Annotated in this window: 11 protein-coding genes; 5 read left to right on the top strand and 6 right to left on the bottom strand. The window is 69.6% G+C overall.

Annotated elements, in window-relative coordinates:
• Positions 1-795: 795 nt before the first annotated feature.
• Complete coding sequence (locus tag ACX1D3_RS04350; RefSeq protein WP_458995764.1) at positions 796-3,159, bottom strand: YhgE/Pip domain-containing protein; 2,364 nt, start codon at positions 3,157-3,159, stop codon at positions 796-798.
• Entirely contained in the window at positions 3,156-5,813 is a 2,658-nt protein-coding gene (locus ACX1D3_RS04345; protein WP_458995763.1) for an MMPL family transporter, read from the bottom strand. The genes ACX1D3_RS04350 and ACX1D3_RS04345 overlap by 4 nt, the downstream gene beginning before the upstream one ends.
• Before the next feature lie 106 nt (positions 5,814-5,919).
• On the opposite strand from ACX1D3_RS04345, the gene ACX1D3_RS04340 reads away from it, so the two are divergent.
• The 5 genes from ACX1D3_RS04340 to ACX1D3_RS04320 all read left to right on the top strand — a co-directional run bounded on the left by ACX1D3_RS04340 (position 5,920) and on the right by ACX1D3_RS04320 (position 10,824).
• The gene (locus tag ACX1D3_RS04340; RefSeq protein ID WP_458995762.1) at positions 5,920-6,510 is read left to right on the top strand and encodes a TetR/AcrR family transcriptional regulator; all 591 of its coding nucleotides are present in this window, start codon (positions 5,920-5,922) and stop codon (positions 6,508-6,510) included.
• Entirely contained in the window at positions 6,507-7,130 is a 624-nt protein-coding gene (locus ACX1D3_RS04335) for an MBL fold metallo-hydrolase (RefSeq protein WP_458995761.1), read from the top strand. Before ACX1D3_RS04340 ends, ACX1D3_RS04335 begins: the two co-directional genes overlap by 4 nt.
• A 255-nt stretch (positions 7,131-7,385) precedes the next feature.
• Complete coding sequence (gene galE, locus ACX1D3_RS04330; RefSeq protein ID WP_458995760.1) at positions 7,386-8,375, top strand: UDP-glucose 4-epimerase GalE; 990 nt, start codon at positions 7,386-7,388, stop codon at positions 8,373-8,375.
• 22 nt (positions 8,376-8,397) lie between these two features.
• Positions 8,398-8,523 carry a hypothetical protein gene (locus ACX1D3_RS04325; RefSeq protein WP_458995759.1) on the top strand — a complete coding sequence of 42 codons (126 nt, stop codon included), beginning with the start codon at positions 8,398-8,400 and terminating at the stop codon, positions 8,521-8,523.
• Between the two features lie 129 nt (positions 8,524-8,652).
• Complete coding sequence (locus ACX1D3_RS04320) at positions 8,653-10,824, top strand: cell wall-binding repeat-containing protein (protein WP_458995758.1); 2,172 nt, start codon at positions 8,653-8,655, stop codon at positions 10,822-10,824.
• A gap of 75 nt (positions 10,825-10,899) precedes the next feature.
• On the opposite strand, the gene ACX1D3_RS04315 is transcribed toward ACX1D3_RS04320, so the two are convergent.
• The 4 genes from ACX1D3_RS04315 to ACX1D3_RS04300 are packed head-to-tail and all read right to left on the bottom strand — an operon-like array spanning position 10,900 to position 16,352.
• Positions 10,900-13,236: a thiamine pyrophosphate-binding protein gene (locus ACX1D3_RS04315; protein ID WP_458995757.1), complete on the bottom strand. Its 2,337-nt coding sequence runs from the start codon at positions 13,234-13,236 to the stop codon at positions 10,900-10,902.
• Between the two features lie 23 nt (positions 13,237-13,259).
• Complete coding sequence (locus tag ACX1D3_RS04310) at positions 13,260-14,096, bottom strand: carbohydrate ABC transporter permease (protein WP_458995756.1); 837 nt, start codon at positions 14,094-14,096, stop codon at positions 13,260-13,262.
• A complete protein-coding gene (locus tag ACX1D3_RS04305) occupies positions 14,093-15,034 on the bottom strand; it encodes a carbohydrate ABC transporter permease (protein ID WP_458995755.1) in 942 nt (313 codons plus the stop codon). Before ACX1D3_RS04305 ends, ACX1D3_RS04310 begins: the two co-directional genes overlap by 4 nt.
• A gap of 16 nt (positions 15,035-15,050) precedes the next feature.
• The gene (locus ACX1D3_RS04300; RefSeq protein ID WP_458995754.1) at positions 15,051-16,352 is read right to left on the bottom strand and encodes an ABC transporter substrate-binding protein; all 1,302 of its coding nucleotides are present in this window, start codon (positions 16,350-16,352) and stop codon (positions 15,051-15,053) included.
• Positions 16,353-16,365 lie beyond the last annotated feature (13 nt).

The raw sequence follows: 16,365 nt of genomic DNA, 5'->3' as shown, positions 1-16,365 counted from the left end.
CACTCCGTTCCTGACAACTTTGTCAGATCGGCGCCGACTGTGGCGCATACTTCTCGACGGCCAATCGGCCGCCGCTGACAAGCCAACTCGTTGCTGCACGTCGTTGCAAGCACCATGCACGTTCGTGCATGTTCACGTTCTCACACTGCACTTCGGGCTTTCACTGCGCGTCGGCTTGCCTTTGTCTGTATCAAGCAGAGGCAGCAGTTGCCGGCTCAACCAGCAGGAAGGAAGCTCGGTGAGCTCACCAGCTGTCGGAAGAGAGGCTCGGTGCGCTCTACCGGGAAGGGGGCGACCCGCGCTCGGGGCGTGGGCGAGCGATCAGGGCGTGGGCGAGCGATCAGGCGGTGGGGGTGTGCACGACACGCCGTCGGGATTGGGGGTCGGGCGCGTATGGTGCCCCGAGGATGGTTTCGTGTGGTGTTTCGTGCCACGGGTCTTGGGGCAACGAGGTCGACGGCGACGGCGGGGACGTGAGGTGTCAGCGAGGGTGGGGGACGGCAGGGCGGCTGGGCGCAGGGATGCCCAACCCGAGGGGCACCCGGAAGAACCCGCCTGAAGCAGGCTCGAGCCAGGGCCGCCCTGACGGCACACGCCCGGAAACGACCACGCCACAGGCGGACGAGTGCAGGGAGACGTGGGACGAGGCCCGGGCGGCCTCGACTACCCGACCACAGCCAAGAACGCGGCCGACGAGCAGACGGCGGACAAGGGCCGCACGGGCCTCGTGTCAGGGCTCCCGGCACCGACAGCGGGACTTGACCGACGCGGATTCGGGGGTCAGGCGGGGCGGGGTCAGGCGGCCCGACGGTACTGCTGCACGGTGAGGCGCCGTCGGCTGGAGATTGCCAGAACGGACATGGTCAGCGCGATCGCGGCCAGCAGCAGCGCCATGGAGGCAAGGCCGATCCCGCCGCTGCCGTCGGAGAGCCAGGTGCGCACCAGCAGCAGACCGTTGTGCAGCGGCGAGACCGCCGCCACGGGGGCCAGCCACGATGCCGCCGAGGACAGCCCGAGCGCCACCGTCGCCACGAGGAGGAGCACCGACACGGCCCGACCCGCGTTGCCCAGCCAGCCCGCGAGGGCGTGGTTGGCCAACACGAAGGACGCGCCGAGCGCCGCCAGCAGCAGCGACAGGCCCAGGGTGGCGCCGATCCCCGCCTCGAGGATCACCCCGCCGACGATCCCCAGGACCGCTCCCTGCCCCGCGACGATGGCCAACGGCAGCCACACGGTCCGCACCCAGAGGGCGAGGCTGGAGGCGCGGGAGCTGACCACGTCGGCGGGCACCGGCCGCGACACCACGAATCCGCCGAGGGCACCCAGCCAAAGCGCCGACACCAGCAGCAGCGACACCAGCGGCACGCGGCCGCTGGAGATGACGTCGTCGGGCGCGTCCACCGGAGCCGCGACCACCTGGGAGAGCCGTTGCCGGTCCTGCGGCGAGTAGGTGGGCACCTGGTCGGCGCCCTTGGCCAGCTCGGTGGCGAACGTGGAGATCCCCTCGTCGAGCTGAGCCGCGCCGTCGGAGAGCTGCGCCAGCCCGTCGGCGAGTAGTGCGGTGCCGTCGGCGGCCGAGGACACACCCTCGGTGTACTGCGTCACGCCGTCGACGAAGGTGGCCGCCCCCTCCTCGAGCTCGCCCACGCCCTCGTCGAGCTGGGTCACCCCGGAGGCGAGCTGCGAGGCGCCATCCGCCAGTTGGCCGGTGGCAGCGTTGAGTTCGGTGGCGCCGGCGGACAGCACCGGGGCGTTGTCGACGAGCGGCTGGGCCTCCGTGGCCAGCGTGTCGGCGCCGTCGCGGATCTGGGTGAGCCCGGTCTTGAGCGCCCCCAGCTGGGCAGCGGTCTGCGCCGGCAGCTCGGTGGCGAGCTGATCGACGCCGTCGGCCAGCTGGTCCGCGCCTCCGGCCAGCGCCGCGGCGCCGCCCACCAGAGACATCCCGGACGCGGGATCGGCCGTGGTGAGGGCCGTCGACGCCGTGCCGGTGCCGGCCTGGAAGCCCGCGGTCACGCCCGCGGAGGCGCCGGCGGCGAAGGTCTGCTGCAGCATCTCGCACGTGGCCGGGTCGGCCACCGGGCATTGGAAGCCCGCCGCGATCTGCCCGCCGATGGCGGTCACCTGGTCCGGCACCGGGATGGTCCCGGAGCTGAAGCCCTGCATGGTCTGGTTCACCTGCGCGATGCCGCCCGACAGGCCCGCTGCGCCGTCGGCGGTCTGCCGCGCGCCCGCGGCCAGGAGATCGAGCTGCGAGAAGTCCTGCGGCTGGTCCAGCCCGGCGATGACCTGGTCCAGGCCGTCGCGCAGCTGCCCGACGCCGCCGATGGCCTGGGCGGCGCCGTCGGCGAAGGCGGGGATGCCGCCGAGGAGCTGATCCGCCCCGTCGGCGTACTGCTCGACGCCATCGGCCAGCTCCCCAGCGCCATCGGCCAGCTGCGAGGTGCCGTTGCGGAGCTCACCGATGCCGATGACGAGCTGGTCCCCGCCGTCGGCGAGCCGGGGCCCGTTCTCGCCGAGCAGCGCCATGCCGTCGCTCAGCTGGTTGGCGCCCTGGGAGGACTGGAGCGCGCCGTCGGCCAGCTGGGCCGAGCCGTCGCTGAGCTGGCGGGCGCCGTCGACGATGGTGGCGAACTGCTCGCCGACGGTGTTGAAGCCCACGTAGATGCCGTCGAGGTAGCCCTCGGTGAGGGTGGCGTTGATGGTGTCGGTGGCCAGCCGGGCGATCTGCTGGGCCAGCTGGGCGTCGGTGACGGGCGCGTTCTCGCTGACCTGGACCTGGATGGTGGCCTGGGTGGCCTTGTCCGCGTCGTTCTCCGAGAACGAGGTGGCGGAGGCCGAGAAGTCCTTCGGGATGGTCACCACGGCCGAGAATCGGCCGGAAGCCAGGCCCTCGGAAGCGCTCGGCGCGTCGGCCAGGGTCCAGGTGACGTTCTCGCCCTCGCGCTCGATCATCGCGGCGGCCAGCTGGCGGCCCAGCGGCACGATCTGGTCGCCCACGGTGACGGCCTCGTCGAGGTTCACGACGGCGGCCTCCACCTGCTCGTCGCCTCCCGGCGCGGTGAGCCCGATGAGCGCGGCCACGGCGAGCAGCGGTACGAGCACCAGCGCGACGATGGCCGGCCAGGTGACGCGGCGTGCGGATGTGGTGTCGGGTGTCATGCCCGGCTCCCCTCGTGAGCGATGGCCGGTGCGGCGTAGGTGCCGTCCAGCGAGAAATGGGTGAGGTGGTCCTCGACGGCGGCGCACAGCACCACCGCGCCGGAGCCCCGGGCCGTGTCGAGGAGCCTGGTGAGGGCCTGTTCCGCCTCGGGGCCGGCGACCAGGTCCACCGAGTCGATGAATACGACGGTGCCGGGCTTCACGGCGTTGAGGGCGGCGGCCGGGTCGTCGACGTGCGCGAGATCGAGGTAGGTGACCCGGCGGCGCGCGTTGCCCGCGGCCTGCGGTAGCAGGGCGCCGGCCACTCGGGCCCTGCCGCCCGTGGTCTCGAGGCGGCCGCTGAGCGCCAGCGCCGCGCCGGTACGTGCCCCCACCGGACCGATCAGCCCGATGACGTTGCCCGGCACGAGCCGGAGGTCCATGGGACCCACCACGCCCTCGACCTCGAGCGCTTCGGCGTACAGCACCGAGCCGTCGCCGGGCCATCCCTTGAGCGCCATCTCGGTGGACAGCACCTCGCCCTCCACATCGAAGGTGGGCAGCAGCCGGTCCAGCCACTTCGGCAGCCACCAGGCGCGGTGGCCGAGCAGCGCCAGAACGGCCGGCACCAGGGTCATGCGGACCAGGAACGCGTCTACCGCGACACCGACGGCCAGCGCGAAGGCGATCGGCTTGATGGCGCTCATGCCCTGCGGCACGAAGAACGCGAAGACGGCGATCATGATGACGGCCGCGGCCATGACGACGGGGCCGGACGCGACGAAACCGCCGCGGATGGCCTCCAGCGGGGTCTTGCCGTGCACGTACTCCTCGCGCATCCGGCTGACCAGGAACACCTCGTAGTCCATGGCCAGGCCGAACAGGATGCCCATGAGCAGGATGGGCAGGAAGGAGATGATGGGCATGCCCCGTTCGAGGTTGACCACCTCCTTGAGGAAGCCGTAGTTGAACACCAGCGCGGTGGCGCCGAACGCGGCGCCGACGCTGAGCAGGTACCCCACCGTCGCCTTGATCGGCACCCAGACGGAGCGGAACACGGCGGCGAGCAGGATCAGGGACAGGCCGACGACGAGCACGCCGAAGGGCAGCAGCGCGGCGGTCAGCTTCTCGCTGATGTCGATCTGGACGGCGGTGAGGCCGGTCACGTTGGTGGTGACGCCGTACCTCTCCTCCCACTCGTCGGCCCGGTCCTGGAGCACGCGGACGAGGTCCGCCGTCGCGGGGTCGTCGGGGCCGGTCTCGGGGACGATCTGGATGAGGCCGGTGTCGGCGTTGGGGTTGGGGGTGGCGAGCGGCACGCTGGCCACGCCGTCGATGCCCTCGATGTCCTCCTTGAGGCTGGCCATGAGGCCGAGGGGATCGGTGGAGCCGATGATGTCCGCGGTGACGATGAGCGGCCCGTTGACCCCGGGGCCGAAGTGCTCGCTGATGAGGTCGAACGCGATGCGGGCGGGCTGCTCGGGGCGCTGCTGCCCGGCGTTGGGCAGCGAGACCTGCAGCCCCAGGGCGGGGAGTGCCAGCGCCAGCAGGGCACCGACGGTGACCACGATGGTCACCACCGGGTGCGAGGTGGTGAGGTTGACCCACCACGCGAAGGCGCCGCCGTGCTTGCGCGGCCTGGCTGCCGCCTTGCGGGGCTTGGGGCGCATCCGCTCCCCCATCAGGCCCATCAGTGCGGGCAGGAAGGTGAGGGCGATGGCCACGGAGATGGCCACGGTGACGGCGGCGAAGATGCCCATCACGGTGAGGAACGGGATGTTCGCCACGCCCAGGCCGAGCAGCGCGATGAAGACGGTGAGCCCCGCGAACACGACGGCGGAGCCGGACGTGCCGACGGCGCGGCCGGCGGACTCCTCGGGCTCCAGGCCGTCCCGGAGCTGGTCGCGGTGGCGCGACAGGATGAACAGCGCGTAGTCGATGCCCACGGCGAGCCCGAGCATGACCGAGAGCAGCGGGGTGGTGGAGTTGATGTCGAAGAGCCGGGTGAGCAGGAACATCAGCGCCATGGCGATGCCCACGCCCGTGATGGCGGTGAGCAGCGGCAACCCGGCGGCGACGATCGAGCCGAGCACCACCGTCAGCACCACCATGGCCACGAGCAGGCCGATGGCCTCGATGACGCTGAGGTGCGGCAGCTCGATGTTGTAGGCCTCGCCGCCCATGCTGACCTGCGTGCCCTCGGGCATGGCGGCCTCGAGCGCGTCGGCCACCTCGGTGATGGGCTCGAGCTGCGCCTCGGTGGGCGTCTCGCCGCCGAAGTCCAGGCTCAGCTGGATGATGGCGGCGCGGCCGGAGTCGGAGACCAGTCCGTCGACGTACTCGTTCCACGGCGAGGTGACGGCCTCCACCATGGAGAGCTCGCCGAACTCCTCGACGGCGTCCTCGATCTCGGCGCGGTGGTCGGCGATCTGCTCCCCCTCAGGGGCGACGACGACGGCCAGCGCGGATAGTGCCGCCCCCTGCGGGAAGGTCATCCGCAGCTTGTCCAGGGCCTCCTGGGACTTCGACGACGGGATCTCGAACGCGTTGTTGAACGAGCCGGAGAACAGTGCGGCCGAGCCCCCCAGGAGGACCAGAAGTCCAAGCCAAAGCCCGATCACGGTGAGCCGGCGCCGGTAACACCAGCGGCCGACGGCGTACAAGACAGCAGACATGCAGGGGGCCTTATCCGTAGAGTGAGGAGGCGCGTTAGGCTCGCTCTTTGAGGATACAACTATGCATCGAGATGCCTACAAACCTGAATCGGCGGGAGACCTGACCATGACGACCGAACCCACGAAGCGACGAGAGGACACCCGTCGCCGGCTCGTCCTCGCCGCCATCGACGAGTTCAGCCGCCGCGGGATCGACGCCACCAGCGTCGAGCACCTCTGTCAGGCAGCCGGGTTCACGCGCGGCGCCTTCTACTCCAACTTCGCCACCAAGGACGACCTCTGCGTCGAGATCATGCGCCATGTGGCCGAGGAGCAGGTGGACACGTACCGTTCCGCCCTGGCGGCGCTGCCGGAGGAGATGACCACGGAGCAGATCATCGCGGGCATCCTCAACGTCAACGAGGCCGGCCCCGAGGTGCTGCGCACCCTGATGGAGATCGACCTGCGCGCCTACCGTGACCCCGCCTTCGGCGAGCGGGTCGACGAGGTCCGCCAGGCCGCCTGGCCCTCCTACGTGGACCTGGTGAGGTCCGCGGCCGAGCGCGCCGGCGTCGAGTTCGAGGTGGACGTCGAGGACCTGCTGCTCATCTTCGAGGCCATCTGGCACCACCCCCGCACCGCCGCCAGCGGGCCGGCCGGGCTGCGCAACCGGCTGATCACCGCCGTCGCGAGCCGCCTCACCAGGGGGAAGGCGTGAGCGCGCGGGTGGAGCGGCTGGTCACTGCGGGCAACCATGACCCGGCGGGGCCACCGGTGCATGAGAACAACGTGTGGATCGTCGGCGACGACGACTCCGTCGTGGTGATCGACCCGGCCCATGACGCGCGGGCCGTTGAGCGTGCCGTCGGCGGCCGGATGGTCGCGGCGGTGCTGTTGACGCACGGGCACTGGGACCACGTGCGGGCGGCGCTGGACTTCTCGTCGAGGGTGGGCGTCCCCGTCTACCTGAACGAGGCGGACCGGTTCCTCTGGGCCGCGGAGCACGGGGACGCAGGCTTCTCGGCACTCCACGACGGCGACGCGTTCCTCGCCGGAGGGGTGGAGCTCGAGGCGCGGCACACCCCGGGGCACACCCCGGGCTCGACGTCGTTCGTCGCGTCTGAGTTGGGGTGCGTCTTCACCGGCGACACCCTCTTCGACGGCGGCCCGGGGGCCACGCGGTGGGACTACTCCAGCTTCGAGCAGATCATCGGGTCCATCGAGGCCCGGTTGTTCACGCTCCCCGACGCGACGGCGGTGCACACCGGCCACGGCCCGTCGACGACCATCGGCGCGGAGCGCCCACACCTCGACGAGTGGGTCCGTCGCGGTTGGTGACCCGCCCCTTCGGGGCGGAGTTGAGCCTGACTCGGCTCTCAATGGACGGGGTTGAGCCTGACACGGCTCTCGCTGGGAAGCGTTGAGCCTGATTTCGATGTCGTGCGCAGATCCGAAGAATATGAACGATCAAACCGCGTCGACATCCAGATCAGGCTCAACGCAGTCCCCAGCGGGAGGCGCTCACGGCAGTCCCCCCGCGCGCTGGAGGCGAGGCGGCAATAGGATGGGGCGAGTCACCACGGAAGGACAGGCATGAAGGTCTTGATCACCGGCGGCGCCGGGTACATCGGCAGCACCGTCGCATCGGCGTGCGAGGATTCCGGACATCAGGTGGTGATCCTCGACGACTTCTCCACCGGACGCCGCGAGTTCATCGGGGACAGGGCCGTCTACGAGGGCGATTTCGCCGACGAGGCCCTCCTGGCGCGCATCTTCTCGGAGCACGCCATCGACGCCGTGGTGCACTGCGCCGCGAAGATCGTGGTGCCCGAGTCGGTCGAGCAGCCGCTCGACTACTACGAGAACAATGTGTCCAAGACCATCACGCTGCTGCGGGCGATGGACCGCGCGGGCGTGCACCGCTTCCTCTTCTCGTCCTCGGCGTCGATCTACGCCCCCGACGAGAACTTCATCGTCACCGAGGCGTCCCCGCTCTCCCCCGGTTCGCCCTACGCGCGCACCAAGTACATCGTCGAGATGATCCTGGAGGACTTCACCAAGGCCTCCGACATGAAGGTCCTCTCGCTGCGCTACTTCAACCCCATCGGCACGGACCCGAAGCTGCGCTCCGGGCAGCAGCTGGAGAAGCCCAGCCACGTGCTGGCCAAGCTGCTCGAGGCGTGGAGCAAGGGCGAGACCTTCACCGTGACCGGCGTCGAGTGGCCCACCCGCGACGGCTCCGGCATCCGCGACTTCATCCACGTCTGGGACCTGGCGCAGGCGCACGTCGCCGCCCTGGAAGGCTTCGACAAGGCCACCGCGGACTCCTCCTACGAGGTGTTCAACATCGGCACCGGTAACGGAGTGACGGTCAAGGAGCTGGCCGCCTCGTTCGAGGCCATCTCGGGCGACGCGCTCAACGTCCAGTTCGGTCCGCCGCGCCCCGGCGACGTGGCCGGCGTGTACACGGTCTCCTCGAAGGCCAAGGACGTGCTGGGCTGGGAGGCGAAGCTGACCGAGCAGGAGGCCGTGCGCGACGCCATCGCCTGGCTGCCCGTCCGCAAGGAGATGCTCGGCTACTGAGCCCGCCCATAGAGTAGGCATCATGTTGCGCAAGCTGGTGTGGATGCTGGCCATCCTGGTGACCGTCTCGGCGGTCTCCACCATCGTCGACCGCCGCGAGGCGGCCCGGCGACGCGAACTATGGGCCGAGGCCACAGACCCCGCCTGACTCCCCCACCTCGACGAGTGCGCTCGTCGAAGCCGATTCGGACAATCGAGCCCTCAGCGCCGCCAATTGGCCGATAGTGAGTTGTAGGCTGCACGAGCAAGGGTGCATCCCGGCTCGAGGGGGGCTGACATGGGGTTCGTCAAGGTAGGTTCACTGGTCCTGGGGCTGGTGCTGTTCTCGGCGCTGGTCCCGCCGCCGACTTCGGCTGAGGAGATTCCACCTCCCGCAGTCTCCTCCGTGGAGCCCGAGCCCACCAGCCCCGTACCCGAGGTCACGGCCGATCCGACGCCGGACCCGACCCTCGACCCCACACCGGACCCCACACTCGATCCCACGCCGGACCCCACGCTCGATCCGACACCGGACCCCACACTCGATCCCACGCCAGACCCCACACTCGATCCCACGCCAGACCCCACACTCGATCCCACGCCAGACCCCACCCTGGACCCCACACTCGATCCCACGCCAGACCCCACCCTGGACCCCACGCCAGGCCCCAGCCCTGAGCAGCCCGTCACCCCCGCCACGACCATCCAGCGCACCGCCGAGCAGCGCATCGGCGGCGCGGACCGGTACGCGACCGCCGCCAACGTGGCGAGATGGCTGCCGGTCGGCGACGGGCACCGCGTCGTGGTCACCACCGGCGAGCTGTTCCCGGACGCGCTGAGCGCGGGCCCGATGGCCGCGCGTGAACAGTCGCGCCTCATCCTGACCCGGAGCGCCTCCCTCCCCGACGCCGTCGCGGCGGAGCTTCGGCGCAGCGTGCCGGAGGAGATCATCATCGTCGGTGGGCCCGGCGCCGTCTCGGCGACGGTGGCCTCCCAGCTGGCCGCGATCGCCCCGGTCACACGGATCGCCGGGGCCGACCGGTACGCGACGGCGGCCGGCGTCGCCGCGGGCATGACCACTACCGACGTGGTCATCGCTTCCGGCGAGTCGTTCCCTGACGCGCTGGCGGCGGGGCCGCTCGCCGCGAAGCTGGGCGCCCCCCTGCTCCTCGCACGCCAGCTCTCGCTCCCTCCTGCCACCTCGCAGGCCCTCCAGGACCTGGCCCCCACCACGGTCACCGTCCTCGGCGGCCCCGGCGCAGTGGGCGACGCCGTCGTCCAGGAGATCAGGCGGATCACTGGCGCCACCGTCGTCCGCATCGGTGGAACGGATCGGTACGACACCGCCGCCAAGGTGGCGCTCACCTACTTCGACGGCGCCGATACAGCGCTGCTCGCCTCCGGCGTCGACTTCCCGGACGGGCTGAGCGGCGCCCCCCTGGCGCACGCCTACGGCGCCCCGATGCTCCTCAGCAACGGGACGTGCGCCCCCGTTCCCACCACGTCCGCGCTCGCCTCGCTGAGCCCGGCGTACCGGTTCTACCTCGGCGGCGTGTCCGTGGTGACGAGCTCACCCACCCCCTGCGGCACCTCCGCCATCCGGCGGGGCGTCAACCCGCCACGCGCCTCCATTCCCGACGACGTCCCCACCGGAAGCGCGGCCGACGAGGCCTTCTACTTCGTGCCGCATCAGGACGACGAGCTGATCTCGATGGCCGGTGGCATCGCGCGCGACATCAACGCCGGCTACCGCGTCCACGTCTTCCTGATCTTCGCCGGGTACTGGACGAGCGTGAAGGACTACCTCTGCGAGGACCTCAACCGGTGCCTCACCAACTCGCAGATCACCGCGTCAAGGAACGCCGAGCTGCTCACCTCGCTGGAGCGCCTCGGGGTGCCCGCCGGCAACGTGCACTTCCTCTACGTCACCGAGGAGGAGTCCGACGCGGAGGAGGTCGCCGGAGCTGCGATGGCCGAGATCATGGCCGCCGCCGGGCCTGACGCCCGGTTCCGCTCGATGAGCTGGCTCGACGCCCACCCAAGCCACTACAGGCTCGGCCACGCGGTGCGTGAGCTGTGCGACACCGACCGGATCGACGACTGCCTGTTCTTCCAGTCGACGCTCTACCAGGTGCTGCCCCAGGCGATCGGCACGCGCCCCGTCGTCACCCCCATGGGCAACGTGCTGACCACGCAGAAGGACCGGGTTCAGGCGGCGGCCGCGGCCTACAAGGAGGACTATCCGGCCCTCGGCCGTCACGCCGTCGGCTGGCGGTCCGTGTCTCAACAGATCACGTGGATCGAACAGAACGCCTACTCGTGGGCGCACGGCCGCACCTGGGCCTCGGCGGCCGACAGGCGCGCCGCCGACGTGTGGATGCAGCTGTACCAGCCCGAGTACTACTCCGTGAGGACCCTGTCCCGGGCTGTCGCGACGGAACTCCCCTTCGAGGAGTACACGGGAGGGTAGCCTCCCCGTCGAGCGAGGAGAGCGAGGCGAGTGCCAACCCCACACGATCGCCGCGCTGGGCACTCGCTCGGCGCCTCAGAAGGCGAGCACCCCCAGGGCCGCGTTGACGATCGACCCCGAGTCGAGGTGGTGCTCGCGGTAGAGGTCTGCGATCCCGCCGCTCTGCCCGAACGCGTCCACACCTAGGGGTGCCGTCGGCACCCCTAGGGCTGCCCCGATCCAACTCAGTGAGTGGCTCGCGGCGTCCTGGACGGTGACCACGGGCGATCGCTCAGGGAAGCACGAACGCAGCGCCCCAGGCAGCGCCGGCACGCGGGCCGTGCGCACCCCGTCGACGACGGCGGAGCGCCAGTCCCGGTAGAGCCGGCCGGGGCTGGTGACGTCGACCACCCCCACCCTCACTCCCTCACCCTCGAGTTCCTCGGCGGCCTCGAGTACCTCCGGCAGCACGGCCCCGGCGGCGACCAGCGTCACCAACGGCCCCTGATCCTCGCCCACACGCGGATCCCGCAGGAGATAGGCGCCGCTCAGCACCTGGCGGCGCAGCACCTCGGAGCCCAGACGGCGCTCGGCGAGATCGAACGGGCTCTGGTCGATAGCCCTCGTCGTGAGCCTGAAGTAGGCGGCGTCCGCCGTGATCCCGTCCGAGGCCGCGACTCTGGCCAGCGCATCGCACAGCAGCCAGTCGAGCGCCTTGACGTAGGCCGGCTCGTGCAGAGTCAGTCCCGGCAGCTCCAGGCCGATGGATGCAGTGATCGTGGACTGGTGCGCCCCACCCTCCGGCGCCAGCGAGACGCCCGACGGCGTGCCGGCGAACACGAACGACGCGCCGGAGTAGAGGGCGTAGATGAGCGCGTCCAGACCCCGGCAGACGAAGGGGTCGTAGACGGTGCCGACCGGCAGGAGCCGCTGCCCCGAGAAGTGTCCGGCCAACCCGAGTTGGGACAGCAGCAGGAAGAAGTTCATCTCCGAGATGCCGAGTTCGAGGTGCTGGCCGGTCGGGCCCTCGCGCCACCTCAGCATCGGGTCGTGCGACCACGTCTGCCGCTCGTGCTCGGAGAACACGCCCACCTTGTTGATCCAGCCAGCCAGGTTGGTCGAGGTCGCCACGTCGGGCGAGGTGGTGACGAGGTGGCGGCGCAGGTCGTCGTCCCGGGCGAGGTCCACCAGGATCCGGCCGAAGCCCTCCTGCGTGCTGATCGGGCGCGAGACCCGCGGCGAGGTGGCGACGGGAACCCGGGGCACCGGCGCCTCAGAGACGGGCCCGCGCCTGAGGTGGCGGGCGCGCTCGGCGAGCAGCCGACCCTCCGCAGAGTCCTCGCCGAACCCGGCCCACGGATCATCGGACGAGATGCCGAGGTCCCGGCGTAGCCCGTCCACCTGTTCGCTGGTGAGGACGGCCGCGTGGTTGCGGGCATTGCCCTGGATGGGCAGGCCCCAGCCCTTGTGTGTATAGGCGAAGATCACCGACGGCCGGGAGGGGTCGCGATCTGCCTGTTCCAGCGCCTCGATCACGCTCGGGAGGTCATGGCCACCAAGATCCGTCACCAGCGCAGCCACCTCCTCGTCGGTCAGGTCGACCAGCACGTCGATGACCGGACCGGGCGCGTGCTCGAGGAAGCGCAACCGCAGCTCAGAGGGGGCAAGACCGAACAGCGACTGGTACCGCTCGTTGGGCATCGCGTCGATCCAGTCCCGCAGCGCGGACGCGTCGCGCTCCTCGATGAAGGCACGGAACCGGCGCCCGTACTTGAGCTCGATCACCTGCCAGCCGTGCGCCTCGAACGCCGCGTGCCACGGGCTGATCCGCATGTCGGGCACGATGCGGTCCAGGGACTGCCGGTTGAAGTCGATCAGCCACGTCACGGCCCCTTGTCGGGTCGAGGCCGGATCGTGCACGGCCTCCCAGATGTTGCCCTCGTCAAGCTCCGCGTCGCCCAGGATCGCGAAGAAACGGGAGTCCGGCCTGCGCCCGAAGTGCGCGTCGACGTAGTTGCGCACCGAGGCCGCGAAGATGGTCGCGGCCGGCCCGAGCCCCACGGACCCGGTGGAGAAGTCCACTCTGTCGGGGTCCTTAGTCCTCGACGGGTAGGCCTGCAGCCCGTGGTGCGCGCGCAGCCGGGTGAGGTAGGCGCCGTCCAGCTCGCCCAGCAGGTAGTGGAGCGCGTGCAGCACCGGGCTGCCGTGCGGCTTCACGGCGACGAAGTCGTCGGCGTCCAGGTGGTGCAGGTAGAGGGCGGTCATCAGCGTCACCATGGAAGCGCACGAAGCCTGGTGCCCGCCCACCTTCAGTCCGTCGGTCGCGGGCCGACCGTGGTTGGCGTGCTCGATCATCGCGGTGGAGAGCCACAGGACCCGCCTCTGGATCTCCTCCAGCACCTGAAGTCGGTCGTGCCTCTGCCGGTCGTGCATGGTGTGTGTCCTGCCTTTCGGGGTCAGCCCTTGGTGGCGCCCTGGGTGAGGCCCGCGACGATCCAGCGGCTCGCGAACGCGAACATCACCATCGTGGGCAGGATGGTCAGCACGGCGGCCGCGGACATGGGCCCCCACTCGATGTTGAAGCTGGTGATGAACCCGTTGAGTGCCGTGGGGATGGTCTTGCGGTCGTCGGTGTTGATGAGCGTGACGGCGAGGAACAGTTCGTTCCAGCTGTTCACGAAATTGAAGATGAAGGTGGCGATGATGCCCGGGGTCATCACGGGCACGAGCACCCGCCACAGGGCGGAGAATCGGGTGCAGCCGTCCATCATGGCGGCCTCCTCCAGGCTGTCGGGCACGTTGTCGAAGAAGCCGCGCAGCATGATGGCGGAGAACGGAATGGTCATCGCGACGTAGACGAGCACGAGGCCGAAGCGGCTGTCGACGAGGCCCAGGTTGGTGAACATCTGGTAGAGCGGCCCCAACGCGATGAACGCCGGGATCATCTGGGTGACCAGGAAAGCCATCATCACGGCGCCCTTGCCACGGAAGCTGAACCGCGACAGCACGTAGGCGCTCAGCAGCGAGATCGCGGTGGCCACAAGCGCGGCCGCCGCCGACACCACCACGCTGTTGAGCAAGTACGAGCCGAACTGCGCCTTCTCGAACAGGCCCACGTAATTCTCCAGAGAGAACTCGCGCGGCCAGTAGCGCACGGGGTACTCGGCGATCTGGCTGGCCGGCTTCAGGGAGGTGAGCAGGATCCAGTAGAGGGGAAACAGGGTGATCAGCATCCAGGCGATCAGACCGACAGCCTTGATCACGGTCAGGTAGCGGGGTTCGCGGTTGATCACGCGTCACTCCTCCGGTTGAGCAGGAGCAGGTAGGCGCCCGTGAAGGTCACCAGCACGCCCATGACGATGAAGCCGAGGGCCGACGCGAGCCCGTACTCGCCCTGCTGGGTGTACTGGATCATCCAGGTGGTGACGATCTGCGTGCGGTTGGCCGGCCCGCCGCCGGTCATGGCGTAGATGATGTCGGGGAAGTTGAAGATCCAGATCACGCGCAGCAGGACAGTCAGCACCAGGGTGGTGCGGATGGTCGGGATGGTGATGCTGAACAGCGTGCGCCACCTGCCCGCGCCGTCGAGGGCGGCGGCCTCGTAGAGGTCGTCTGGAACCGACTGCAGCGCGGCGAGGATCATGATGGCGAAGAAGGTGACGCCGTACCAGATGTTGGCGATGATGACCGCCAGCAGCGCCAGGTCCGGGTTGGCCAGCCACGGCACGGGGGTGGCGATGATCCCCAGCCTCATCAGCATGTCGTTGACGACGCCGAACTCCGAGTTGAACATCCAGCGGAAGAGGATGCCGATGAGGAAGCCCGAGACGGCCCACGGGTAGAAGACGACGGCCTGGTAGAGGCCGCGAAGTGGGAACTGCTTGCGTAGGGCCAACGCAATGAGGAAGCCGATCAGGAACTGGGGGACGAGCGAGCCCACCACCCAGATCAGCGAGTTGAGCATGACCTTCGGGAACAGGGGGTCGGCCATCAGCGTGGCGAAGTTGCCGAGGCCGACCCAGGGGGTGTTGGTGAGGTCCCAGAGGCTCCACTGGCGGAAGGCCATCTGGCTGCCCATGAGCATGGGGTAGTAGGTGAAGACCCCCACCACCACGAATGCCGGCGCCAGGAACGCCAGGATCTGCAGGCCCATCCTGCGGGTGAATCGCCGCCGGGGCGCGGGGCGGGCGCTGCGCACGCCCGCCCCACGCTCGACGGACCCTGAGGTCACGACTGCCACGATGCGGTCAGCCGTTCCACTTCTCGGTCCAGTACTGGTCCCAGTCGGCCAGCATGTCCGCCGTCGACTTCTGGCCCAGCAGGACCTCCTGGAAGTCCTTCTCCGACTTGGTGGCCCATTCCGTCCACCACGCCACGCCGCGGGGCTCCTTCACCGCGATGAACGTGTCCGGCTTCGAGGTCATCTCGACGTAGGCGGCCCAGGGACCGGTCTTGAAGAACTCGTCCTCCCCTGCGTCGGTGAGGATCGGCACGAGCGAGTTCTCCTTGGCGAACGTCGTGGAGATCTCGCCCGAGAGCCACTTCACGAGCTCGACGGCCTCCTCCTTGTGCTCGCTCGCCTCCGCGATGCCCCATCCCGCCGTCGCCTGGGGCCAAGCGGCCTTGCCCGTCGGGCCCACGAGGTTCGGGGCGACGTTCCACTGGTCCGCGGTCAGCGACGAGTCGTTGACAGCCGCAATGACCTCGGGGTCCTGCAGCAGGAAGGCGGTGGAGCCGTTGGTGAAGCCCTGCACCATCTCGGGGTACCCCCACGCGACGGAGGATTCCGGCGAGCCGGTCTTGAACAGCTCGACGTACTTGTCGAGGGCCACCTGGGACTCCGGCGTGGAGAACAGGGTGTCACCGCTGGTGACCTTGAACGCGTTCTCGCGGTCGAGGTTGTCTGCGTTGTAGGCCTGGAGGATGGAGGCCACCTGGCCGTTGGAGTTCTTGCCACCGCGGAAGGCGTAGCCGTAGCGGTTCTGCGTCGGATCCTGGATGGTGGCGGCCTGCTCCACCAGATCCTCCCAGCTGACCGGGGCCCCGTCGAAGCCTGCCTCGGCAACCAGGTCGGTGCGGTAGAAGAGGCTGAGCCCGTAGAAGCCGTAGGGGATGTAGTAGCTCTTTCCGTCGGCGTCCGTGGCCACGCCCCTGGCCTGGTCGGTCAGCTTGTCCATGCCGTCCCAGTCGGCGAGGTCCGGTGCCATGTCGTAGAGCCAGTTGTTGTTGCTGAACGGTCCGACGGTGAGATCTCGGACCTCAAGGACGTCGACGCCGGAGCCGGACTGCAGCATCTGCTGGATCTTCTGGTCGGCCTGTTCCGTGGGGGGTGAGATCAACTGGACCTTGATCGACGGGTTGGCCTCCTCGAACTCGGCGAGCATCGTCTTGAGCAGCTCGGTGCGGCCCGGGCTGCTGAGGCTCTCGACCATCTGCAGGGTGACCTGCTCGTCGCCGGTACCAGCATCGCCTGAGCCACCGCACGCGGTGAGTGTCAGCGATGCGGCAGCGAGGCTGAGCGCCGCCTTGGTGAACTTGCTTCTTCTCATTGCTCCTCCTGAG

Source organism: Tessaracoccus yangjingae, from assembly GCF_054483935.1.
Note: the sequence above shows the minus strand (reverse complement) of the source record. Positions and strands in the feature narration are given on the sequence as shown.

What these genes read in the sequence shown, in the direction of transcription:
- ACX1D3_RS04350 (WP_458995764.1), bottom strand. Translation starts at nt 3,159, where the DNA reads ATGACACCCGACACCACATCCGCACGCCGCGTCACCTGGCCGGCCATC.
- ACX1D3_RS04345 (WP_458995763.1), bottom strand. Translation starts at nt 5,813, where the DNA reads ATGTCTGCTGTCTTGTACGCCGTCGGCCGCTGGTGTTACCGGCGCCGG.
- ACX1D3_RS04340 (WP_458995762.1), top strand. Translation starts at nt 5,920, where the DNA reads ATGACGACCGAACCCACGAAGCGACGAGAGGACACCCGTCGCCGGCTC.
- galE (WP_458995760.1), top strand. Translation starts at nt 7,386, where the DNA reads ATGAAGGTCTTGATCACCGGCGGCGCCGGGTACATCGGCAGCACCGTC.
- ACX1D3_RS04325 (WP_458995759.1), top strand. Translation starts at nt 8,398, where the DNA reads ATGTTGCGCAAGCTGGTGTGGATGCTGGCCATCCTGGTGACCGTCTCG.
- ACX1D3_RS04320 (WP_458995758.1), top strand. Translation starts at nt 8,653, where the DNA reads ATGGGGTTCGTCAAGGTAGGTTCACTGGTCCTGGGGCTGGTGCTGTTC.
- ACX1D3_RS04315 (WP_458995757.1), bottom strand. Translation starts at nt 13,236, where the DNA reads ATGCACGACCGGCAGAGGCACGACCGACTTCAGGTGCTGGAGGAGATC.
- ACX1D3_RS04300 (WP_458995754.1), bottom strand. Translation starts at nt 16,352, where the DNA reads ATGAGAAGAAGCAAGTTCACCAAGGCGGCGCTCAGCCTCGCTGCCGCA.